This is a genomic window from Salipiger sp. ABF4_146, from assembly GCF_056161345.1.
This window is the reverse complement of the sequence record NZ_JBSWYX010000002.1, coordinates 96,113-117,697: the sequence shown is the minus strand read 5'-3', so window position 1 is coordinate 117,697 and position 21,585 is coordinate 96,113. Positions and strand designations below refer to the sequence as shown.

Below are 21,585 nucleotides of genomic sequence, written 5' to 3'. Positions count from 1 at the left end.
CGCTGGCAGCCCTTCGGGGCTGCCGCCATCATGGCGCTTGGCCAGAATGGCCTGTCGACAAAACAAAAGCGCGGGGCAGGGGCCTCGCGCTTTTTGTTATTTCGGGAGGGGCCGAAACGGGCTCAGTTGATCCGGTTGGGATAGATGAAGCCGCTGACCGCATAGGGGCTGCCGAAGGTGCCCGGATTGCTTTCCAGCCGCACCTGCGACCAGTCATTGTTCGGCGAGACGTCCTGCACCGCCATCTTCAGCGACACTTGGTTGCGGTGCCAATTGGCATGGTCCACCAGAACTTCGCGCGACGAGATCACGTCGGACACGACCGCCACGTGGCCCATGGGGATCTTGCGCGACGAGCTGAAGGCCATCACCGCCCCGATCGCCGGCTGCTTGCCGCGGTTGTAGAGGTCCTTTGCCTGACCCCACCACGTCTCGGCATTGCCGCGGATGTTGATGCCGCTGAGGTTGCGCGCGTAAGGCACGCACCAGACCCGTTGGCCCTTCGACTGCAGCTCGGCGACCTCGCGCAGCGCAAGGTCCTGCCGCGACGGATCAAGCTCTAGATCGGAAAGGCGCTGAACCTCGGATTTCTGCGCACAGGCAGCGGTCAGCATCAGAAGAAGCGCGCAGGCAAGCGGTAAGGCCCGCGCCTTCGGGGTGGCGTCTGTCACGCGCATATGTCCCTCGGTCTTTGTTTTTCTGCTCAGCGCCGCTGTTGCCGCGGCGGCCTCGTGCAGAATGGTAAACCGAATGTTTGTAACAAATCGAAGAAACTGTGATCACGTCGGAACCGGCGAAATTCCGCTCACCCGTTCTTCTTACGTTCCGTCGTGGGGCGGTGGCGGCCCTCAGGTGTGATCGAATATTGGGCAAAGCGCGGTCAGATATGGCTCACACGGCAGTGCAACCGCGCGAGTCAGTCGCCAGGATCGTCCAGTTCCGACAGGTCCACGGCAATCAGCCCCAGCGCTTTCGCGGTCTCTAGCGAGATTTGGCCGCTCTCCAGCCCGCGCTCCTTCTGATAGCGCGCCACAGCGGTGCGGGTGGCGGCATCCATGGTGCCGGTGACGGGGCCATTAAAGTAGCCGCGCGCCGCCAGGGCCCGCTGCACCGAAGAGATGAACTCCGGCGTCATCTGCGCCGGGCAGGGCGCCTCGAACCGCATCTCGCCGCGCGGGCGCACCAGCTTGGGCACCTGCGTGCGGCGATAGACAGGCGGGCGCAGCACCGTGCCGTCTTCGGCGATCTCGGCCTGCACCACCTGGACCTCGCCGCTGACCTGCTCGTAGATCGCCGGCACATGCTCGCGTGCCCAGCAGCTGCCGTCGGGGGCGGTCTCGGTGGGCAGCGGTGCTTCGGGCGCTGGGTCGGTGGCCGGCGCGGCGCAGGCGGCCAGCAGCGCCAGCAGGGCGGGTGCCGCGCAGCGGGGCGGGATCGGGGGCATCGGCTCGGCCTCTCGTGGTCTTTTGGCGTCTTTTGGCGGCGTCTTTTGCGCCAGAGCCTAGCAAGCGGCGCAGCGGCGGAAAAGCCGCCCGCGGCGCTTTGCGCGGCACCCGCGGTGCCCGTGCCACGGGCGCTTGGCCGATCTGACCCTCTCTGCGCGGAATGCGGGCCTCTCGGCTCTGGACCCGCGCCCCGGCAGGGCGCTACAACGCGCCGAACGAATGATGGAGACAAGGCCGATGGCGAAGATCACCTATATCGAGTTTGGCGGCACCGAGCATGTTGTCGAGGTTGCGACCGGGATGACCGTGATGGAAGGCGCTCGCGACAATGGCATTCCCGGGATCGAGGCCGATTGCGGCGGCGCCTGTGCCTGCTCGACCTGCCACGTCTACGTGCACCCCGATTGGGTCGAGAAACTGCCAGCGCGGGACGACATGGAAGAAGACATGCTCGATTTCGCCTTCGAGCCCGATCCCGCGCGCTCGCGCCTGACCTGCCAGCTGAAGGTCACCGATGCGCTCGACGGGCTTGTCGTGCAGATGCCGGAAAAGCAGATCTGAGGCGTGCGGCGCGCCCCCGGCGCGGCCTTGGCCGTGTCTCGCGCGCGGCGTCGGTCCTCGGACTGGCGCTGTGCCTGCCGCTTGCTGCCGCCCGCGCCGCAGAGCGCCTGACCGCCAGCTATGCCGAGCCGACCATGCGGTACGATCACGGCGTGCTCGGCGATGCGCAAGAGTGGGGCGCGCTGCGCTTCGACGGCCCGCGCGGCGCAGCGCTGATCCGACTGCCGCAGAACCGCGTCTTCGAGGATATCGCGCCGCGCCTCGTCGCGCTCCCCGAAGGCGACCGGGCGGCGCTGGTGGTGGAAAGCGATCTTGCCAAGGGCGCGCGGCTGGCGCTCTACACGCCGCAGGGGCTGCGCGCCGCCACCCCCTTCATCGGCCAGAGCCACCGTTGGCTCGCGCCGGTCGGCGTCGCCGATCTCGACGGCGACGGGGCTCTGGAACTGGCCTATGTCGATCGCCCGCATCTGCGCAAGACCCTGCGCGTCGTGCGCTACCGTCCGGGCGATCCGCTGCTGCGTGAGGTCGCCGCGCGGCCCGGCCTCAGCAACCACCGCATCGGCTGGGATTTCATTCCCGGCGGCATGCGTGATTGCGGTGCGGGCCCCGAGATGGTGCTCGCCGACGGCACTTTCGGCAGGCTCGTCGCCGCGCGTTTGCAAGGCGAGGCGATCCTGCTGCGCGATCTCGGCCCATGGTCGGTGGCCGCGTCAGAGGCGGCGCTGCGCTGCCGCTGAGCGGCAGACCTGAACCGGTCGCCGCCACCCCGCTTCTTCTCTTTCCAAATACGCCCGCCGGAGGCGTCCCGACCCGGCCATCTGTCCTCCGCCGGGACAGCGCGGCACGGCGAAAGGGGCTTTGCTTTCACGCCCGCCCGGCGTACCCATGGCGGCATGAGAACACTTTTTCTTGGGGATGTGATGGGCCGCGCCGGGCGCGCCGCCGTCACCGAGACCCTCCCGAAGCTGCGCGACGATTGGAAACTCGATTTCGTCGTGGTCAATGGCGAGAATGCCTCCAGCGGCACCGGCATCACCGGCGCCCATGCCAAGCTTTTGTTTGAGGCCGGCGCCGATGTGGTGACGCTGGGCGATCACGCCTTCGACCAGAAGGAAATGCTGACCTTCATCGAGAGCGAGCCGCGCATCATCCGCCCGCTCAACTTCGCCAAGCAGGCGCCGGGGCGCGGCGCGTCCCTGTTCACCGACCGGCGCGGCCGCAAGGTGCTGGTGCTGCAGGTGCTGGGGCAGGTCTTCATGAAGCGCGCCTTCGACGATCCGTTCTCGGCGGTGGACGAGGTGCTGCGGCGCCATCCGCTGGGCGGGCAGGCGCAGATGATCCTCGTCGACGTGCACTGCGAGGCGACCTCGGAGAAGATGGGCATGGGGCATTTCTGCGACGGGCGGGCGAGCCTCGTTGTCGGCACCCACACCCATGTGCCCACCGGCGACGCGCAGATCCTTCCGGGCGGCACCGGCTACCTGACCGACGCGGGCATGTGCGGCGACTACAACTCGGTGATCGGCATGGACAAGGCCGAGCCGATGCGCCGTTTCGTCACCGGCATGGGCAAGACCCGCTTTCAGCCGGCACTTGGCGAGGCGACGCTCTCGGGAGTGCTCGTCGAAACCGACGACCGCACCGGCAAGGCCACCTCGGTGCGCATGGTCCGGCAGGGCGGGCGGCTGGAGCAGGCCGGGCCCTGATGCGCCGGGCCTGGCCCTTCCTTGCGCTGATCTTGGTCGGCGCACTCTGGGGCGCGGGCCAGCCGCTGGCCAAGACCGCCGTTTCCGAAGGCTACCGCCATGTGGGCATCCTGTTCTGGCAGCTGGCGCTTGGCGCGCTGCTGCTGGGCGCGGTGACGCTGGCGCGCGGCCAGAGCCTGCGCTTTGCGCGGGGCGATCTGCCGCTGCTGCTCTTCGTGGCGCTGGCCGGGACACTGTTGCCGGGCATTTCCTCTTACACGGCGGCGGTGCATCTGCCGTCGGGGCTGATCTCGATCCTGCTTTCGGCGGTGCCGATGTTCGCCTTTCCCATGGCGCTGCTCTTCGGCAACGATTGCTTCTCGTGGCGACGGCTCGCCGGGCTGGCGCTGGGGCTGGGCGCGGTGATCGTGCTGGTGCTGCCGCAGACCAGCCTGCCCGAGCCCGGCATGGCGCGCTGGATCCCCGTGGCGCTGATCTCGTCGCTGTTCTACGCGCTCGAAGGCAATGTGGTGGGCCGCTGGGGCATGCGCGGGCTCGACCCGGTGAAGCTTTTGGCTGGGGCCTCGGCGCTGGGAGCGGCGATCGCCCTGCCGCTGGCGCTGGCCATGGGCCAGTTCATCGACCCGCGTCCGCCATGGGGTGCGCCCGATCTGGCGATCCTAGGCGGTTCGGCGCTGCACGCGCTGGCCTACGCTGGCTATGTGGCGATTGTGGCGACGGCGGGCGCGGTCTTTGCGGTGCAGGTGGCCTATCTGGTAACGCTTTTCGGGCTTTGCTGGGCCATGCTCTTCCTTGGCGAAACCTACACCAAAGCGATCTGGATGGCGCTGCTCATGATGTTGGCAGGCTTGGCACTGGTCCAGCCGCGGCCCCGGGGCTTTCTTGTAAGCGCCGGGCGAGACGTTAAGAATGGCGCCGAGCGCGCAGCGACAGGCAATATATCCGCATGACTATTTTTGAGCTGAGCCAGACCGCGCAGGCCTGGGTGACGATCGCCACGGTGCTGGCCATGTTCGTCCTGTTCATCCGCGAAACCTATCCCACCGAGGTGGTGGCGATCGGCGGCACCGCCTTTTTGCTGGCCACCGGCGTGCTGCCCTATCAGCAGGCGCTGTCGGTGCTGTCGAACCCGGCGCCCTGGACCATTGCGGCGATGTTCGTGGTGATGGGGGCGCTGGTGCGCACCGGCGCGCTCGACACGTTTGCGACCTACGCCCAAGCGCAGGTGCAGCAGCGCCCGAAAAAGGCGATGGCGGTGATCATGCTGGTGGTCATCGTCGCCTCGGCCTTCATGAACAACACGCCGGTGGTGGTGCTGATGCTGCCGGTCTTCGTGCAAATCTCCAAATCGCTGGGGATTCAGCCCTCGAAACTGCTGATCCCGCTCAGCTACGCGGCGATCCTCGGCGGCACCACCACGCTTATCGGCACCTCGACCAACCTGCTTGTCGACGGTGTGGCGCGGGCGCAGGGGCTGGCGCCGTTCAGCATCTTCGAGGTCACGCCGCTGGCGATCATCCTCGTGGCGTGGGGGATGCTCTATCTGACCCTCGTCGGGCGCTTCCTGCTGCCTGACCGGCATTCGATGGCGGGCATGCTGTCGGATCGCTCGCGCATGAAGTTCTTCACCGAGGCGGTGATTCCGCCCGACAGCGATCTCATCGGCCGCGAGGTTCTTGGCGTGCAGCTGTTCAAGCGCGAGGGCGTGCGCCTTGTGGACGTGGTGCGCGGCGACGAGTCGCTGCGCCGCAATCTCGAGGGGGTGGAGCTTCAGGTCGGCGACCGCGTGGTGCTGCGCACACAGATGACCGAGCTGCTGTCCTTGCAGCGCAACAAGTCGCTGCGCCGGGTCGATCAGCTGTCGGCGAAAGAGACCACGACCGTCGAGGTGCTGATCTCGCCGGGCTGCAAGATGGTCGGGCGCAGCCTTGGCGCGCTGCGCTTGCGCCGCCGCTTCGGGGTCTACCCGCTGGCGGTGCACCGGCGGAACCAGAACATCGGGCGCAAGATCGACGAGCTGGTGGTGCGCGTCGGCGACACGCTGCTGCTTGAAGGCGCGCCCGAGGATATCCAGCGGCTGGCCGAAGAGATGGCGCTGGTCGACGTCTCGCGCCCCTCGGCGCGGGCGTTCCGTCGTGGTCATGCGCCTATGGCCATCGGGGCCATGGGGGGCATCGTACTGCTCGCGGCGCTTGGCGTCGCGCCGATCCTCGCGCTGGCGGTGATCGCCGTTGCGGTGGTGCTTTTCACCCGCTGCATCGACAGTGACGAGGCGTTTTCCTTTGTCGAAGGGCCGCTGCTGGCGCTGATCTTCGCCATGCTGGCCATCGGCGCCGCGCTGGAAAGTTCCGGCGCTGTGCAACTGATCGTCAACGCCATTGCGCCATGGCTTTCGGCCTTGCCCGGCCCGCTGCTGATCTGGGCGGTGTTCCTGCTCACTTCGGTGCTGACCGAGGCGGTCAGCAACAACGCTGTGGCGGTGGTGGTCACGCCGATCGCCATCGGGCTGGCGCAGCACATGGGCATCGACGCGCGGCCCTTGGTGGTGGCGGTGATGCTGGCGGCCTCCTGCAGCTTCGCCACGCCCATCGGCTATCAGACCAACACGCTGGTCTACGGCCCCGGCGGCTACCGCTTCTCCGACTTTCTGAAAGTCGGCGTGCCGCTGAACCTGAGCATCGGCATGCTCTCGGCGCTGCTGATCCCGCTGTTTTTTCCGCTGTAGACCGGGGCGCGCGCGCTTTGCTCCGCATACATCGCTCCGATGGTCGCCTGTGCCGCGCATCCCTGCAAAACAGGGGCGTCGGGCTTGCGGGGGCGGGGGGCTCTGGGGTATGAGACCGCGATATTCCACATTCACTACATAGACGAGGCAAGGGGTCCACATGGCCGGCCATTCCAAATGGGCAAACATCCAGCACCGCAAGGGCCGTCAGGACGCGGTGCGCGCCAAGCTCTTCTCGAAATTCTCCAAAGAGATCACCATCGCCGCCAAGATGGGCGATCCCGATCCGGAAAAGAACCCGCGCCTGCGGCTCGCCGTCAAGGAAGCCAAGAGCCAGTCGATGCCGAAGGACAACATCGAACGCGCCATCAAGAAGGCGATCGGTGGCGACGGCGAGGACTACGAGGAAATCCGCTATGAGGGCTACGGCCCGAACGGTGTTGCGGTGATCGTCGAGGCGATGACCGACAACCGCAACCGTACCGCCTCCAACGTGCGCTCGACCTTCACCAAGAACGGCGGCAACCTCGGTGAGACCGGCTCGGTCGCCTTCATGTTCGAGCGTAAGGGCGAGGTCATCTACAAGGCCGACGCCGGCGACGCCGACACCATCATGATGGCCGCGATCGAAGCCGGGGCCGAGGATGTCGAAAGCGACGAAGAGTCCCACGTCATCTACTGCGCCGACACCGATCTGAACGACGTCGCGACCGCGCTCGAAGCCGAATTGGGCGAGTCGGAGAGCACCAAGCTGATCTGGAAGCCGACCACCACCACCGAGCTTGATCTCGACTCGATGCAGTCGCTGATGAAACTGGTCGATGCGCTGGAAGACGACGACGACGTGCAGCGCGTCACCACCAATTTCGAAGCCTCGGATGAGGTGATGGCGCAACTCTGAGCGCCGCACCGCCGGAAGGCACTACCGGAAGAGACGCGAAGGGCGGGGGAAACCCCGCCCTTTTTGCATGTCTGAAAGCAGTGACGCAGCCGGTTAGGCGTAGCTGATCGCCAGTTCCACCACACCCTTGTCGCCGCCGGAATGCGTGGCGGTCAGCGACAGATCAAGCTTGCCGAAGCCAAGGTGAAGATGCGCCGCGTCGCGGCGCCCATCGCGCGCCTCCAGCTTGTCGGCAATGCGGTGCACGATCTCCTCTTCGTCACGCGCCAGCCCTTCGAACGCCCGGCGCGGCATGACGTCGGCAAAGATCTCCACTTGCGGCTGGCCCTCGGCAGAGGTGCAGGCCAGTAGCACGAAGAAGGCGACAAGCTCGCCCGCGGTGTCGTCGTGCAGGCGGCAGCTGAAGCCAACCGCGGCCCCGGCGCCGCCGGCGTTCTCGATGGCGCCGCCGATGGCGCGATGCGCCCGCATCCGCTCGGAGAGGCTGGCGCCTTCGGCCCAGTCGCCAGCGAACAGCGCGCTGCCCAGAAGGTGCCAATCGAGGTCGGTGTCATTGGCCAGAACGAACTCGACCTTGCGCTCGGGGTGCCCGGCCAGCAGATCGTCGAGATCGTGGCGCACCGCGGCATAGGCGTCGACGATGTGGTGGCCGTCGATCTGAACCGAGCGGAGATGCGGGGTATGCGGGTGCAAGGCTGCTGCGACAGCGTCGGTCATAATGAATGCTCCAAATAAAAAAGGCTACGTCGTCAAATACGTGCCCAAAGTTTGAAGAATTTTCCGCCTCTGTCCATGCATGGTTTGTGCAAGCCGCTGACCTAGGGCTGGCGCAGAAAGTCAGCGGGACTCTTGGGTTACACGAATGCATTATTAGTTAATCTTATCAGTGGTCTGTCGTAATCCATGTAAGTTCCCGTGCAGCGTTGGGATCGGCAGGATTTCGCAAGTGCAAAATTAAGGCAGGCTTTGGGCTGTCGTTGCCCGCCCCCGAAGCATCCGCACGCGGCCGCCGGGCCTTGCGTCGCCGGCAGTCGCGCGTCAGGTTCACCCCGAACATTCAGACCTAAGACACGCAAGATCCCGGACGGCCCATGACCACCACGCCCCAGACCCAGTTTCTCGACACGCCGCGCGCGCGGCTCGCTTACGTGCACACCGCCGGAGAGGGCCCGACGGTGGTGTTCCTCTCGGGCTACAAGTCCGACATGGAAGGCACGAAGGCGGTGCATCTCGAAGCATGGGCGAAGGCCCGGGGGCGCGCTTTCCTGCGGCTCGATTATTCCGGCCACGGTCAGTCCGGCGGCGCCTTCGAGGATGGCTGCATCGGCGATTGGGCGGCGGACGCGCAGGCGGTGATCGAACATGTGACCTCCGGGCCGCTGATCCTCGTCGGCTCGTCCATGGGTGGCTGGATCGCCTGCCTGCTCAGCCAGCGCCTGAGCGACGTGCGCGGTTTTGTCGGCATCGCCGCCGCGCCGGATTTCTCGGAAGACAGCTTCTGGGCCGGGTTCTCCGAGGCCGAGCGCGCCGAGGTGATGGAAAAGGGCGTGCTCTACCTGCCGTCTGCTTACGGCGAGCCCTACGCCGTCACCCGCAAGCTGATCGAGGACGGGCGCGAAAACCTCGTGCTACGCAGCGCGCTGCCGATGCCGTGGCCGGTGCGGCTGGTGCAGGGCACCGAGGACGAGGCCGTGACGCGCGAGACCGCGCTGCGCCTGCTCGATCACATCGACAGTCCCGACCTGCGCCTGAGCCTCGTGAAAGGCGCCGATCACCGCTTTTCCGAGCCCGAGAACCTTGCACAGATCGAAGCTTCCATCACCGAAGTCGGCGGCTGAGGAGGCGCCAGACCCCATGACCCAAAAAACCATGCAGCCGCGGATCAGCCTGATCACCCTTGCCGCCGCCGATCCCGAGGCGCTGGCGGGCTTCTACGACGCGCTGGGGTGGCAGCGCGTCGATGCCATGCCGGGCATGGTGGTCTATGACCTGCTGGGGCAGGCGCTGGGGATCTACGCCCGCGCCTCGCTGGCCGAGGACATGGGGCTGCCCGAAGCGGCGCTCGGCCATGGCGCCATGACGCTGGCCCACAACGTCGACAGCCCCGAGGAGGTCGCGACGCTGATGGCGCGCGCCGAGGCCGCAGGGGCCAAGATCCTGCGCCCGGCGGGTAAGGTGCATTGGGGTGGGCACATCGGTTACTTCGCCGATCCCGAAGGGCATGTCTGGGAGATCGCTCACAACCCGTTCTCGCCGCTGCGCGCCGAGGACGGCGCCTTCCGCTGGCGTGGGTACTGACATCTTCTGACGCAGCAACGCATTCTTCACAAATGCCGCGCAACATGTGGCAGGCGCGAAGGAGGCTGCATGCAGGGGTTCGATCCGGACTTTCAGGACTTTCCAGATTTCCTGCGCAAGCTTGCTGCCGGGGTCTGGTCGCAGCGCAGGCTCGCCCTCGATGCGCGCGGCACGCCACACGGCACCCCACAGGGCGATGCGCAAGGGCCGCAGGGGCTCGCGGCGCATTGGCACCCGCAGGTCATTCTGAGGCGGCCTATCGGCATCGGGTTCGGCCCCGAAGCGCTGCGCGCCGACGTGCTCGAGCTTGCCTCGGCGCTGCCCGACCTCAGCGTTCAGACAGAGGATGTGCTTTGCTCGGGTGCCCCGCAAAGCGGGCTTCTTGGGGCGCAGCGGCTGCTCTTCGGCGCCAGCCATATCGGCGAAGGCGTGTTTGGTGCGCCCAGCGGGCGGCGGCTGAGGTTCCGCGCGCTGGCCGAACTTCACGCCAAGGACAATCGCGTGGCCGACCTTTGGGCGGTGCGCGACACCGGGGCGATCCTGCGGCAACTGGGCCTGTCGGTGCGGGATTGGGCACGGTTTCGCATCGCCGCCCACGATCCTGAAACCCAGCCCTTCCGCCCCGAGGTTGACGTGCAGGGCCCCTACAGCGCCCGCGGCAACGACAATCACTGGGGGCAGGGTTTTGCCGCGCTGCTGGCGCAATTGATGCAGGGTGGATTTTCGGGCGCGGCGGCGCAATACGATGCGGCGGCGCGCCTGACCTGCGCCGGCGGGCAGGATCTGCGCGGCCCGCAGGGGGCCGAGCGGTTCTGGCTTGGCCTGCGCGCGGCTTTTCCCTCGGCTCGGTTCGAGATTCACCACTGCATCGGCGAAGAGGTGCCGCTGATGCCGCCGCGCGCCGCGCTGCGCTGGTCGCTCACCGGGCGGCACGAAGGCTGGGGGCCGTTCGGGCGCCCCACTGGCGCAAAGGTGCACGTCATGGGGCTCAGTCAGGCAGAGTTTGGGCCGGGCGGGCTGCGGCGGGAATGGTCGCTCTATGACGAGGCGGCGATCTGGATGCAGATCCACCTCGGCACGGGCCAAGCGCAGGCGCGCCAGCCGGGGCTGGCGCTGGCCGGGTAGCGCGGCGGACGTGGCAGGGCAGGGCACGGCAGGGCGCGTCTGGGATGCGCCGCTGCGGCGTGCCGATCACTTCCCCGTGCGTGACCGGCAAGTGCCCGCCGGTACAGGCGTTTCCCGCTTTTACTGGGAATCGCGTCTCGCTAGGCTATCTGACACCGCAGGATCGCGCGCCGCTGCCCGCGACTCGCACTGAGCGAGCCGCAGCAACGGTCGGCGGCATCCATGCGCAGCCGACAGCGCCCGCGACGGGGCGCCGAGGCCGACAGGAAGACGGCGGCCCTCATCTGGTTCAGGTGGTGCGCGCCGCAAGAAGGACAGGGCAAGACAAGATGACGGACATCAGGCAGGCGTATCATGGCTGAAACGCTGGTGCTGCTGCCGGAATCCATGTGCGACGCGCGGCTTTACGGGCCGCAGATCGCCGATCTTTCGCGTGAGATGGCGGTGATGGTCGCGCCGGTGCACCTTGGCGATCGCATCGAAGAAATCGCCTCTAATCTGCTCGACGTGCTGCCGCGCCGCGTGGCGCTGGCGGGCAGCGGCTTTGGCGGTATGGTGGCGATGGAACTGCAGCGCCGGGCGCCGGACCGGGTGTCGCGCCTGATGCTGATCGGCAGTTCGCCGCTGGCCGACACGCCGCAGCAGGCCGCTGACCGCGAGGCGCTGGTGATCAAGGCCCGTACCGGCAAACTCGACGAAGCGATGCGCGCGTTCATTCCCGAAGACAGCTTCGCCGAGGGGCCCTATCGCGCCGAGATCATGGAGATGCTGCAGGGTATGGCCGCGGGCTTTGGTCCGGATGTGTTTGTGCGGCAGGCCCGCGCGCTGCAGCGGCGGCGCGATCAGCAGGCCGCGGTCCGCAAGCTGCGCATCCCCACCATGGTGCTCGCGGGGACGCAGGACACGCTCTATCCCGAAAAGCGCCAGAGCTTTCTGGCCGAGTTGATCCCCGGCGCGGAGCTGCGCATGATCCCCGGCACGGGCCATTTTCCCATGCTTGAAGACCCCGAAAGCGTCAGCGCGGCGATCCGCGACTGGATGGCCTTGCCGCAGCCGCGCTGAGCGCCGCGCTTGACCACCCGCGCCGCGCCGCCTATGGGAGCCGGGCGTGGAGGGCCGGGCGGCCGCTGCGGCGGGCAACCGCCGGAGAGGAAAGTCCGGACTCGCTGAAGCATCGGTGCCGGGTAATGCCCGGGCAGGGCAACCTGACGGAAAGCGCCACAGAGAACAGACCGCCGCCCCTCGGGGCGGTAAGGGTGAAACGGTGGAGTAAGAGCCCACCGGGGGGCTGGCAACAGTCCCCGCATGGCAAGCCCCACCGGGAGCAATGCCAAATAGGGACCCCGCGCGGGGCATGATCTCTTCGGAGATATCGCCGCAGGGCCGCTTCAGCCCGAGGGGTCCGGGTTGGCAGCTTGAGCCGCGTGGCAACGCGCGGCCTAGAGGAATGGTCGCACAGGGGCGGGGCAACCCGCTCTGGACAAAATCCGGCTTACAGGCCCTCCACGCAAAGACTGTCATGCCGCTTTTGGCCATGACCTTGGGGAAAATACGCCTTGTCCGAGATTCTCGGAACAAGAGCTGTTGACTCCGGGCCGCGGCTGAGTAAAAGGCGGGCTTCAAGAGATTTCACGGGCGGCGCTCGCCCCCCGTTGCAGGAGAAGAAGAATGGCGAAGCCGACCACCATCAAGATCCGCCTGAACTCGACCGCCGGGACGGGCCATTTCTACGTGACCAAGAAAAACGCGCGCACCATGACCGAAAAAATGACCGTGCGTAAGTACGATCCGGTCGCGCGCAAGCACGTGGAATACAAGGAAGGCAAAATCAAGTAAGCCTTCCGGTTTCGGATCAACGAGAGCCGCACGGGGTACCCCGCGCGGCTCTTGTCGTTTTTGGGCCTTGCTGATCGGTGCCCGCGCGCCGATGCGTGCCCCACCTTGGCATCGGTCGTCGCAAGGGATTTTCGTATCTATGCGAAGGACTTGCCGTTTTGGGTGTGCTTTGGTGATCTTTGGTATACAGATAACGCATTGATTTTGCTGCATAACGGGTCTTCCGTCTTGCGGGTTTTCCGCCGCCCGTCTTCGTGAAATTCTGCGTTGCAGAAATTTCCGCGCGGGCTGCTTTGATCCGACCTGACCGAAGCGGTTCGCGCCTTGACGTATTGGCGCGTTGCGCCCCGAGCCGAAAGATACAGCAATGATCAAATCCGCAGTTCTGGCCACGCTGGCCGCCGCGCTTCCCGTTTTCACCCCCGTTCTTGCTCAGGCCGAGGTTCTGACCCTGTCCGAGCCGATGGCTGGCGGCACCCTGCACGAAGGCACCGTCGACATGTCGATCTATCGCGCGCGGGCGGGCGAGGTCGGCAGCGAGGTCGTGGCGTTCTACACAGAACGCACCGGCGCCGCCCCGCTGCGCCTTGCCATGCGGCTGGAGGATGGCGACAGCACCACTTTTGGTCTGCCGGGCGTCTCTGGCGTCTCCTATCGCTTCGAGCGCACGGCAGGCGTGGTGACCGTGACCAGCGCGCCGACCAAGACCGAGCTTGCGCTGAACTGAGCCCCTTGGGCACCTGAGTGTCGAGGCCGTCCCCGTGGGGACGGCCTTTTGCGTTTGGCGCGTTACATTGCTTTTTCCGCTACGGCATCTCGCCAGCGGGCGGCGGCTCTGCTAGGGGCTGCGCCGGAACGCGATGGAGAGCGGCGATGCAGGACGAGCGCGTAGTGCTGGAGGCGGGGCCGGAGGGGGTGCCGGTGCTCTTCGAGCGCCCGCGCGAACTTGTCACCGCGACATCCCCGGCGGGCGCGAAGCTGGCGCTGGCGCGGCTGGAGCAGGCGCGGGCCGATGGCTACTGGATCGCCGGCTACGCCGCCTATGAGTTGGGCTTTGCGCTGGAGCCTGCGCTGGCCGACCTCTGCCAGCCCGGCGCGCCGCTGCTGCATTTCGGCATCTTCGACGCCCCCCGGCCCGCTGGTAAGGAACTGGATGCCGTGTCGGGGCAGGGTGCCCGTGTCACCGCGGTGACGCCGCTGTGGAGCCGCGACCGCTATGCCGAGAGCTTCGACGCGGTGAAGGAGATGATCGCGGCGGGCGATCTCTATCAGGTCAATCTGACGATGCCGATGGAGGTGCGGTTCGAAGGCACGCCCGATGCGCTGTGGTCGGCGCTGCGCGCCTATCAGCCGGTTCGTCATGGCGGCTTTGCCCGGCTGGGCGAGACGGTGATCCTGTCGCGCTCGCCAGAGCTGTTCTTCCGGCTCGATGCTGATCGGCGCATCGAAGTGGCACCGATGAAGGGCACCGCGCCGCGCGGCGCCACGCCCGCTGAAGACGACGCGCTGCGCGCCGCGCTGGCGCGGGACGAAAAGAACCGCGCCGAGAACGTGATGATCGTTGATCTGATGCGCAATGATCTGTCGCGACTGGCGCGACCGGGCAGCGTGAAGGTGCCCGAACTTCTACAGGTCGAGCGCTATGCCACGGTGCACCAGATGATCTCGCGCGTGGTGGCCGAGCTCGAGGCGGCGCCGACGCTGCCGGGGCTGCTGCAGGCGCTGTTTCCCTGCGGCTCGATCACCGGCGCGCCGAAGATCGCCGCGATGCGGGCGATTCATGCGCTCGAGCGCTGGCGGCGCGGGGTCTATTGTGGATCTCTGGGCTGGGTGGCGCCCGATGGGCGCGCCGAGTTCAACGTGGCGATCCGCACGCTGACCGTCACCGAGCCCGGCCGCGCGACCATGGGGGTTGGCGGCGGCATCGTGCACGACAGCACCTGTGACGCGGAATATGAGGAGGCGCTGTGGAAAGCCCGTTTCGTGACCGGATTGATGACCGCCTGAGGCTGATCGAGACGCTGCGCTGGGAGCCTGAAAGCGGCGCCCTGCGGGGCGAGCGGCATCTGGCGCGGTGCCTGCGCAGCTGCGCAGCGCTGGGGTTTGATGTGGACGAGCCGGCCTTGCGCGCTGCGCTTGCGGACTTTCGTGCCGAGACGCCGCAGCGCCTGCGCTTGACGGTGGGGCGGGCTGGCGATGTCGAGATCACCTCTGCGTCCTTTGACCCTGCCGTCCCCGCGGGGACGCGGGTGCAGATCAGTGCCGCGCGGCTCGACCCCAGTGATGCGCTGCTGCGCCACAAGACCACCGCGCGGGCGCTCTATGACGCGGCGCTGAAGGCGCGGCCCGAGGGCGTTACGGACCTGCTGTTTCTCAATACGCGGGAGGAGCTTTGCGAGGGATCTTACACCAATGTCTTTCTCGAGCGTGAAGACGGCGCGCGGGTCACTCCGGCGCTCTCTTCGGGGCTGTTGCCCGGCGTGCTGCGCGAGACGTTGCTGGAGGAAGGGGCTTTCGCAGAGGCGGTGGTGCGCAGAGAGGACCTGCAGCGCGCGCGGCGGCTGTGGATCGGCAACTCGCTGCGCGGCTTGATGCCTGCCGCGCTGATGCCCGGCGAAGCGCCGCCGCCGCTGTGACGCAGGGCTTCGACTGGCTTCGGGTGCAGCAAAGAAAAGCCCCGCCAAACCGTGCGGTCTGGCGGGGCCGGAAAGCCGGTGCTGGCGGCGCGATTACTCGCGATTGCCGAGCAGCTGCAGCAGGAACATGAACAGGTTGATGAAGTCCATGTAGAGGTTCAGCGCACCGACGATGGCCGACTTGGCGAGCCATTCGCTGTCGCCGTGGGCGGCGTGCTGGATGTAGGTGTTCTTGATGTTCTGCGTGTCATAGGCGGTGAGGCCCGCGAAGATCAGCACACCCAGGATCGAGATGGCGAAGTGGATCGCCGGCGAGCCGAGGAAGATGTTGATGATCGAGGCGACCAGAATGCCGATCACGCCCATGATCAGGAACGAGCCCCAGCCGGAGATGTCCTTCTTGGTGGTGTAGCCCCAGAGCGACAGGCCGGCGAAGGCGATCGCGGTGACCAGGAAGACCTGGGCGATCGAGAAGCCGGTGAAGGCCACGAAGATCCAGCTCAGCGACAGGCCCATCACCGCCGCGAAGGCGTAGAAGAACAGCTGCGCGCCAGCGGCGGACAGGCGGTTGAGGGCTGCGCCGAAGGCGAAGACCATGATCAGCGGGGCGAACATGACGATCCAGCCGAGGATGTTCGGCTGCAGCGTGGCCGGGTCACGGAAGACAGCCAGCAGGTTCGGGCTGGTGCCCACGGCCCAGGCGACTGCAAAGGTCAGCAGCATGCCCACGGACATGGTCGCATAGACCTTGTTCATGTGCGCGCGGAGCCCCGCGTCAATCTGGGCCGTACGTGCGCCGGCTGCGCCGTGGGTCCGGATTGTGTTGAAGTCTGCCATCGAGTCGAGTCCTCCGAAATTGGGTATTGGAGAGGTAAGTATACCTGTTCCGCCTCGATATTGGCAGCTTGGCTGTGCTTTTCAAGAAGCGAGATGCGCAAAAAGCGCTGTTTATGAACTAAAAATGCCCTCTCCGTGAGGTCCGCGCAGTCGGCGGCAGAGAGGGCAGGGCGGTCCGCCGGGGAGAGGTCGGGTGCGCAGGCGGTTAAAGCGTTGGATGCAGGGCGCTTCTGCGGTTCTCAGCGCCGCCAGTGGCGCGGCGCGTCCCAGAAGGGGCGGTCCGCTTCGCGCTGCGCCTCGGACCGGGTCAGGCCGACGTCGCGCAGCTGGTGATCGTCGAGCTTGGCCAGTTGGCGCCGCTGCCGGGCGAGGGCGCGCAGCGCCAGAAGCTGGGAAAGCAGCGAGACCCGGCGCAGGCGGGCGTGGCGGATACGGGGGTGAGGCAGGTGAGCGGGGTGGGCGATATCACGGGGCATGAGGCTATCCTTCACATATCTTGATGCGTTGCGATGTTTCCATGTTGCTGTGTGATCGGTTATGCTCTTGCCATGGCAATTCGTAAAACGAATGTTCCTGAAGCTATTCATCACGAGGGCTGATGTATGCGAAATCTCGATCTGACGACCCTGCGCTCTTTCGTAGCGGTGGCCGATGCGGGCGGGGTGACCCGCGCGGCGGGCTTTCTCAATCTCACGCAATCGGCGGTGTCGATGCAGCTCAAACGGCTTGAAGAGATGCTGGGGCTGGCGCTGCTGGACCGATCCGGTCGCGGCGTGGCGCTGACGCCGGCCGGCGAGCAACTGCTGAAATTCGCGCGGCGCATGGTCGAGATGAACGACGAGATCTATGCGCGGCTGACCCGGCAGGACTGGGAAGGCGAGATCGTGCTGGGGGTGCCGCATGACATCGTCTACCCGGTGATCCCGCGCATCATGAAGCGCATGCAGCGCGATTATCCGCGGGTACGCGTGCAACTGATCAGCTCGTATACCACGGACCTTAAAGAGCAATTCGCCCGCGGCGCCATCGACGTGATCCTGACCACCGAAAGCGAACCGGGCGAGGGTGGCGAGGCGCTGCTGGAGATGCCGCTGCGTTGGTTCGGTGCCCCCGATGGCACGGCGTGGCGCAGCAAGCCGCTGCGCATCGCCTTCTCGCGCCGCTGTGGCTTTCGCCCGGTGGCCATCGCGCAGATGGAGCGTGAGGGGCTGGACTGGGAACTGGCCGTGGATTCCGAAATGGACCGCACCATCGAGGTATCGGTTTCGGCGGACCTTGCGGTGACACCCATCCTCGAGGGCCACGCGCCGCAGCACTTCGAGATGATCCCCGCCGGGGTGCTTCCGGATCTGGGGATGCAGAAGGTTTGCCTTTACGGCTCGGGTGCCAAGCCGCAGATCATCGAGCCGCTGCAGGAGATGCTGCGTAGCGAGTTCTGCACCCTGCGCCGCCGCCCGGAACTGGCGGCGGAGTAGATCTCAGCCGGGGATCTCGATCACCACCTTGCCGGTGGACTTCCGGCTGCGCAGCAAGTCTAGGCCGTCTGTGACCTGCGCGAGCGGCAGCAGGTGACTGACATGCGGATGCAGCCTGCCTTCGCCATGCCATGCGAAAAGCTGCGCCAGAGAGCCGGTCAGCGCCTCGGGGCGGAAGGTCAGATAGCCGCCCCAGTAGAGCCCCATCACCGTTAGGTTCTTGACCAGCAGGTGGTTGGCCTTGATCTGCGGCACCTCGCCGCTGGCAAAGCCGATGGTGAGGATCCGGGCCTCGGGATTGCAGGCGCGGAAGGCGGCGGTGAACTGTTCGCCGCCCACCGCATCGTAGACCACATCGGCGCCGCCAAGCGCTTTTACCTCGGCACGGATGTCGGCCTCGCGCGCATCGAGCAGGTGGTCGGCGCCGGCGCGGCGGGCGATCTCGAGCTTTTCCGGCCCGCGGGCGCAGGCGATGACCCTTGCCCCCATCAGCTTGCCGATCTCCACCGCCGTAAGCCCGACGCCGCCCGCCGCGCCAAGCACGAGCAGCGTTTCGCCGGGCTGCAAACGGGCGCGATGGTCGAGCGCCAGATGGCTCGTACCATAAGCAATCTGAAATCCGGCGGCCTCGGTGAAGCTCATGGTGTCCGGCAAAGGCACCGCGCGATGCGCGTCGAAAACGCCGTATTCGGCCAGTCCGCCCTGACCGCCAAAGACCGCGACACGCGCGCCTGGGTGGAAATCAGTCACCCCCGGACCCACCGCGTCGACCGTTCCGGCGACCTCCAATCCCAGCACGAAGGGCGGCTCTGGGGTATCCTGATAACGCCCCTCGATCATCAGCAGATCAGCGAAATTCAGACCGCACGCGGCAATTTTGAGGCGTATCTGGCCGGGGCCCGGATCCGGGGTGGGAATCTGCGTGAGATTCGGTGTGCCGCCGGGGCTGCTCTGGAGGTAAGCACGCATGAAATATCCCTTCGTATAGCCAACTACCCGTAATTCCTTGCCTCACGGAAACCTTGTCAAAAATATGAAACCCCGTGAAGCGACCTTAAGTCATTGTTTGGATTTACAACCGACAAGTGCAACCCGTTAACCGCGCTCAGCGATAGGGCCGCAACAGCCTTGTTTGAAGGGCGGAAACGGGGTAGCGTCGGTTCGTCTTAAAGGTGTAGCTCCGGCCGCAGCTGTGAGCGGTTGGTTTTTGTTAGTGCTCTGGGTTTGAGCAGGGCGAGTGAGAAGGAAAACACGATGACCCATCCCGTGGACGTGCATGTTGGGAAGCGCATTCGTCACCGCCGCTGGCTTGTCGGCATGACACAGCAACAGCTTGCAGAGCACGTTGGTATCAAGTTTCAGCAGATCCAAAAATACGAGACCGGTGCGAACCGCGTCAGCGCTTCCCGCCTGTGGGATATCGCCGACGCGCTGGAAGTGCCGGTGAGCTTCTTCTTCGAAGGCATCGAAAGCGAGCAGGAGGCCGAAGAGCCCGCCGCCGCGACGATGCCCGCCGACATTCTTGGCGACAAGGAAGCGCTCGATCTGGTTCGCTCGTACTACGCGATCCCGGAAAACCAGCGCCGCCGCCTGTTCGAACTGGCGCGCGTTCTGTCTGACGTCGCTTGAGCCTCGGCGCGCCCTGCGCTAGCTGATCCGGCAAGGACCGCGCAGCAGGGGGCAGCCATGGGCGAGACGTTCGAGACTGGAACTTCCAAGGCAGGAACTTCCAAGGCAGGGACTTCCGAGACCGGAATTTCCGCAGCACTGGCAGACGAGCTCTGGCGCACCGCCGGCGAAATGGCCGAGGCGGCGCGCACAGCGATCCTGCCACATTTCCGCGCCGAGGGTCTCGGCGCGGACAACAAGCTTTCTGAAGGTTTCGACCCGGTCACCGTGGCCGACCGTGCCGCCGAGCAGGCGATGCGCGACGTGCTGGCCGCCCGGCGCCCGATGGATGCGATCCTTGGTGAAGAATATGGCCACGAGGCGGGGCAGAGCGGTCTGACATGGGTGCTCGACCCGATCGACGGCACCCGCGGTTTTCTCAGCGGCACCCCCACATGGGGCGTTCTGATCGCGCTTTCGGGCGCAAACGGCCCGGTGCTGGGGGTCATCGACCAACCCTACACCGGCGAGCGGTTCGAAGGCGGTCTGGGGCGGGCGGAATGGTCCGGCCCGCTGGGCCAGCGCGCGCTTGCGGCGCGTCCGGCGCGCCCGCTGTCCGAGGCGATCCTCTTCACCACATTCCCCGAGGTCGGCACCGAGGCCGAGGGCGACGCGTTCCGCCGGGTCGCCGCCGAGGCGCGGCTCACCCGCTACGGTCTGGATTGCTACGCCTACGCGCTGCTTGCCGCCGGGCAGATCGATCTGGTGATCGAGGCCGGGCTGCAGGCCTATGACATTCAGGCGCCGATCGCGGTGATCGAAGCCGCGGGCGGGATTGTCACCGACTGGCAGGGCCGCCCGGCGCATGAGGGCGGGCAGGTGCTGGCCGCCGCCAATGCCGAGATTCACGCCGCGGCTCTGGCGCTGTTGCAGGGCTAGGGGCGCGCGAGATTTTTCGCAAATTTCTGAAACACCCTAGTCTCCACGCGGGCTTTCCTTTGCCAGCCCGGAGGGGCAGGGTGTCGGCATCACGCGAGGAGCCCCCGAGATGAGCGAAATCCTGATCCGCAACGCCCGCACAGTCCTGACCATGGACGACGCGGACACCGAGCTTTCGGATGCCGATATCCTGCTGCGCGACGGGGTGATCGCCGGGATCGGGCCGCGGCTCGAGACCACGGGCGAGGTGGTCGATGCGGCCGGTTGCGTGGTCACGCCGGGCCTCGTGAACACCCACCACCACCTTTATCAGGGGCTGACCAAGGCGGTGCCGGGCGGGCAGGATGCGCTGCTCTTTGGCTGGCTGCAGACCCTGTACCCGATCTGGGAACGCTTCGGCCCCGAGGAGTTCTATATCTCGGCGCAGGTCGGGCTGGCCGAACTGGCGCTTTCGGGCTGCACGATGAGTTCGGATCATCTCTACCTCTACCCCAACGGCGCGCGGCTGGACGACAGCATCGCGGCGGCGCAGGATATCGGCCTGCGCTTCCACGCCACCCGTGGCAGCATGAGCATCGGGGTGTCGAACGGCGGGCTGCCGCCGGACTCGCTGGTCGAGGATGAGGCGGCGATCCTCGAGGATTGCATCCGGGTGATCGATGATTTCCATGACCCTGCGGAAGGCGCCATGGTGCGCGTCGGCGTGGCGCCCTGTTCGCCGTTCTCGGTCAGCCGCGAGTTGATGCGCGACAGCGCCATCCTTGCGCGCGACAAGGGCGTGATGATGCACACCCATCTTGCCGAGAACGACGAGGACGTGGCCTATTCGCTGGAGAAGTTCGGCTGCCGCCCGGGGCAATACGCCGAGGATCTGGGCTGGACCGGCCCGGATGTCTGGCACGCCCATTGCGTGAAGCTCGACGGGCAGGAGATTGACCTCTTCGCCGCGACACGCACCGGCGTGGCGCATTGCCCCTGTTCCAACTGCCGGCTCGGGTCGGGCATCGCGCCTGTGCGCGGCATGCTGGACGCGGGGGTGAACGTGGGGCTGGGCGTTGACGGCTCGGCCAGCAACGACATGGCCAGCCTGATCGGCGAGGCGCGGCAGGCGATGTTGCTGCAGCGGGTGCAGAATGGCGCCGACGCGATGAGCGTGCGCGAGGCGCTGCGCGTGGCGACGCGGGGCGGCGCCGAGGTGCTGGGCCGTCACGACTGCGGGCAGGTGGCGATTGGCAAGCGCGCGGATCTGGCGCTGTGGGATGTCACCGGGCTTGAGAGCGCGGGCAGCTGGGATCCGACGGCGCTGCTGCTGGCTGGCCCGCAAAAGGTGCGGCATCTGTTCGTCGAGGGGCGGCAGGTGGTGCGCGATGGGCGGATTACCACCATCGATCTGGCGGCCGCGTTGACACGGCATCAGGACATGGCACGTAGGCTGGCGAACGTGGGCTGACCTTCGGGGGTCCGCCGCGCACCCGACCTGACCGGAGCCTTTG

24 protein-coding genes and 1 other RNA gene are annotated in these 21,585 nt (G+C 66.6%); 19 read left to right on the top strand and 6 right to left on the bottom strand.

Features of this window, described 5'->3' with window-relative positions; genetic code table 11:
- Positions 1 to 122 precede the first annotated feature (122 nt).
- Both ACXAJT_RS03330 and ACXAJT_RS03325 read right to left on the bottom strand, forming a co-directional pair.
- Complete coding sequence (locus tag ACXAJT_RS03330; protein WP_475233024.1) at positions 123 to 677, bottom strand: CHAP domain-containing protein; 555 nt, start codon at positions 675 to 677, stop codon at positions 123 to 125.
- 239 nt (positions 678 to 916) lie between these two features.
- A complete protein-coding gene (locus tag ACXAJT_RS03325; RefSeq protein WP_475233020.1) occupies positions 917 to 1,444 on the bottom strand; it encodes a peptidoglycan-binding domain-containing protein in 528 nt (175 codons plus the stop codon).
- Between the two features lie 238 nt (positions 1,445 to 1,682).
- Between ACXAJT_RS03325 and ACXAJT_RS03320 the strand changes: the two genes are divergently transcribed.
- From ACXAJT_RS03320 to ACXAJT_RS03295, 6 genes are all read left to right on the top strand, one after another.
- Positions 1,683 to 2,006, top strand: coding sequence for a 2Fe-2S iron-sulfur cluster-binding protein (locus ACXAJT_RS03320; protein WP_475233017.1), 324 nt, complete (start codon positions 1,683 to 1,685; stop codon positions 2,004 to 2,006).
- 134 nt (positions 2,007 to 2,140) lie between these two features.
- Entirely contained in the window at positions 2,141 to 2,743 is a 603-nt protein-coding gene (locus ACXAJT_RS03315; RefSeq protein ID WP_475233015.1) for a VCBS repeat-containing protein, read from the top strand.
- Positions 2,744 to 2,899: 156 nt separating this feature from the next.
- The gene (locus ACXAJT_RS03310; RefSeq protein ID WP_475233013.1) at positions 2,900 to 3,712 is read left to right on the top strand and encodes a TIGR00282 family metallophosphoesterase; all 813 of its coding nucleotides are present in this window, start codon (positions 2,900 to 2,902) and stop codon (positions 3,710 to 3,712) included.
- Positions 3,712 to 4,662 carry a DMT family transporter gene (locus ACXAJT_RS03305; protein WP_475233009.1) on the top strand — a complete coding sequence of 317 codons (951 nt, stop codon included), beginning with the start codon at positions 3,712 to 3,714 and terminating at the stop codon, positions 4,660 to 4,662. Before ACXAJT_RS03310 ends, ACXAJT_RS03305 begins: the two co-directional genes overlap by 1 nt.
- Complete coding sequence (locus tag ACXAJT_RS03300) at positions 4,659 to 6,437, top strand: SLC13 family permease (RefSeq protein ID WP_475233007.1); 1,779 nt, start codon at positions 4,659 to 4,661, stop codon at positions 6,435 to 6,437. The genes ACXAJT_RS03305 and ACXAJT_RS03300 overlap by 4 nt, the downstream gene beginning before the upstream one ends.
- 160 nt (positions 6,438 to 6,597) lie before the next feature.
- On the top strand, positions 6,598 to 7,338 hold the full coding sequence (locus ACXAJT_RS03295) for a YebC/PmpR family DNA-binding transcriptional regulator (protein WP_475233005.1): 741 nt from the start codon (positions 6,598 to 6,600) through the stop codon (positions 7,336 to 7,338).
- A gap of 93 nt (positions 7,339 to 7,431) precedes the next feature.
- Here ACXAJT_RS03295 and ACXAJT_RS03290 read toward each other — a convergent pair whose 3' ends face one another.
- Positions 7,432 to 8,055, bottom strand: coding sequence for a hypothetical protein (locus ACXAJT_RS03290; protein ID WP_475233002.1), 624 nt, complete (start codon positions 8,053 to 8,055; stop codon positions 7,432 to 7,434).
- A 374-nt stretch (positions 8,056 to 8,429) separates the two neighbouring features.
- Between ACXAJT_RS03290 and ACXAJT_RS03285 the strand changes: the two genes are divergently transcribed.
- From ACXAJT_RS03285 to ACXAJT_RS03245, 9 genes are all read left to right on the top strand, one after another.
- The gene (locus ACXAJT_RS03285) at positions 8,430 to 9,176 is read left to right on the top strand and encodes an alpha/beta hydrolase (protein WP_475233000.1); all 747 of its coding nucleotides are present in this window, start codon (positions 8,430 to 8,432) and stop codon (positions 9,174 to 9,176) included.
- A gap of 31 nt (positions 9,177 to 9,207) precedes the next feature.
- Positions 9,208 to 9,636: a VOC family protein gene (locus ACXAJT_RS03280; RefSeq protein WP_475233567.1), complete on the top strand. Its 429-nt coding sequence runs from the start codon at positions 9,208 to 9,210 to the stop codon at positions 9,634 to 9,636.
- A gap of 69 nt (positions 9,637 to 9,705) precedes the next feature.
- Complete coding sequence (locus ACXAJT_RS03275; RefSeq protein WP_475232998.1) at positions 9,706 to 10,761, top strand: ester cyclase; 1,056 nt, start codon at positions 9,706 to 9,708, stop codon at positions 10,759 to 10,761.
- Positions 10,762 to 11,115: 354 nt separating this feature from the next.
- On the top strand, positions 11,116 to 11,823 hold the full coding sequence (locus tag ACXAJT_RS03270; RefSeq protein ID WP_475232996.1) for an alpha/beta fold hydrolase: 708 nt from the start codon (positions 11,116 to 11,118) through the stop codon (positions 11,821 to 11,823).
- 46 nt (positions 11,824 to 11,869) lie between these two features.
- An RNA gene (gene rnpB / locus ACXAJT_RS03265) (RNase P RNA component class A) lies at positions 11,870 to 12,272 on the top strand.
- A 157-nt stretch (positions 12,273 to 12,429) separates the two neighbouring features.
- Complete coding sequence (gene rpmG, locus ACXAJT_RS03260) at positions 12,430 to 12,597, top strand: 50S ribosomal protein L33 (RefSeq protein WP_005630270.1); 168 nt, start codon at positions 12,430 to 12,432, stop codon at positions 12,595 to 12,597.
- A gap of 367 nt (positions 12,598 to 12,964) precedes the next feature.
- The gene (locus ACXAJT_RS03255) at positions 12,965 to 13,324 is read left to right on the top strand and encodes a hypothetical protein (protein WP_475232994.1); all 360 of its coding nucleotides are present in this window, start codon (positions 12,965 to 12,967) and stop codon (positions 13,322 to 13,324) included.
- A 146-nt stretch (positions 13,325 to 13,470) separates the two neighbouring features.
- Entirely contained in the window at positions 13,471 to 14,604 is a 1,134-nt protein-coding gene (locus ACXAJT_RS03250) for an aminodeoxychorismate synthase component I (RefSeq protein WP_475232990.1), read from the top strand.
- Positions 14,565 to 15,233, top strand: coding sequence for an aminotransferase class IV (locus ACXAJT_RS03245; protein WP_475232988.1), 669 nt, complete (start codon positions 14,565 to 14,567; stop codon positions 15,231 to 15,233). The genes ACXAJT_RS03250 and ACXAJT_RS03245 overlap by 40 nt, the downstream gene beginning before the upstream one ends.
- Positions 15,234 to 15,326: 93 nt before the next feature.
- Here the strand turns inward: ACXAJT_RS03245 and ACXAJT_RS03240 are convergent, their stop codons facing one another.
- A complete protein-coding gene (locus tag ACXAJT_RS03240; RefSeq protein ID WP_475232985.1) occupies positions 15,327 to 16,070 on the bottom strand; it encodes a Bax inhibitor-1/YccA family protein in 744 nt (247 codons plus the stop codon).
- Positions 16,071 to 16,309: 239 nt separating this feature from the next.
- Positions 16,310 to 16,546: a DUF1127 domain-containing protein gene (locus ACXAJT_RS03235; RefSeq protein WP_475232983.1), complete on the bottom strand. Its 237-nt coding sequence runs from the start codon at positions 16,544 to 16,546 to the stop codon at positions 16,310 to 16,312.
- A 126-nt stretch (positions 16,547 to 16,672) separates the two neighbouring features.
- On the opposite strand from ACXAJT_RS03235, the gene ACXAJT_RS03230 reads away from it, so the two are divergent.
- Positions 16,673 to 17,545, top strand: a complete 873-nt coding sequence (locus ACXAJT_RS03230) for a LysR family transcriptional regulator (protein ID WP_475232981.1) — start codon at positions 16,673 to 16,675, stop codon at positions 17,543 to 17,545.
- A gap of 3 nt (positions 17,546 to 17,548) precedes the next feature.
- Here ACXAJT_RS03230 and ACXAJT_RS03225 read toward each other — a convergent pair whose 3' ends face one another.
- A complete protein-coding gene (locus tag ACXAJT_RS03225) occupies positions 17,549 to 18,514 on the bottom strand; it encodes an NADPH:quinone oxidoreductase family protein (RefSeq protein WP_475232977.1) in 966 nt (321 codons plus the stop codon).
- A gap of 285 nt (positions 18,515 to 18,799) precedes the next feature.
- Between ACXAJT_RS03225 and ACXAJT_RS03220 the strand changes: the two genes are divergently transcribed.
- From ACXAJT_RS03220 to ACXAJT_RS03210, 3 genes are all read left to right on the top strand, one after another.
- Positions 18,800 to 19,174: a helix-turn-helix domain-containing protein gene (locus ACXAJT_RS03220; RefSeq protein ID WP_475232974.1), complete on the top strand. Its 375-nt coding sequence runs from the start codon at positions 18,800 to 18,802 to the stop codon at positions 19,172 to 19,174.
- 57 nt (positions 19,175 to 19,231) lie between these two features.
- The gene (gene hisN / locus ACXAJT_RS03215) at positions 19,232 to 20,092 is read left to right on the top strand and encodes a histidinol-phosphatase (protein ID WP_475232972.1); all 861 of its coding nucleotides are present in this window, start codon (positions 19,232 to 19,234) and stop codon (positions 20,090 to 20,092) included.
- Positions 20,093 to 20,201: 109 nt separating this feature from the next.
- Positions 20,202 to 21,542, top strand: coding sequence for an 8-oxoguanine deaminase (locus tag ACXAJT_RS03210; protein WP_475232970.1), 1,341 nt, complete (start codon positions 20,202 to 20,204; stop codon positions 21,540 to 21,542).
- The last annotated feature ends 43 nt before the right edge of the window (positions 21,543 to 21,585 follow it).